The following is a 217-nucleotide window of genomic DNA, read 5'->3' as shown; positions in this document are numbered from 1 at the left end:
GTTGCGCTCGGCCTTGCCGCCGGTACGCTCCCAGCCGTCACCGCGAGCGATGTCGAGGCGGTCCTGGCTTTCCGGGGCGACGTTGCGCTCGGCCTTGCCGCCGGTACGCTCCCAGCCGTCACCGCGAGCGATATCGAAGCGGTCCTGGCTTTCCGGGGCGACGTTGCGCTCGGCCTTGCCGCCGGTACGCTCCCAGCCGTCACCGCGAGCGATGTCG

At 71.9% G+C, this 217-nt stretch carries 1 protein-coding gene; it reads right to left on the bottom strand.

The genetic code is table 11. The features are described from left to right. On the bottom strand, nucleotides 1-217 hold a 217-nt coding region (locus PSEWESI4_RS25005), incomplete at both ends, for a hypothetical protein (protein ID WP_187673936.1).

Source organism: Zestomonas carbonaria, from assembly GCF_904061905.1.
Lineage (GTDB): Bacteria > Pseudomonadota > Gammaproteobacteria > Pseudomonadales > Pseudomonadaceae > Aquipseudomonas > Aquipseudomonas carbonaria.
This window is presented reverse-complemented; position numbering and strand designations above follow the sequence as displayed.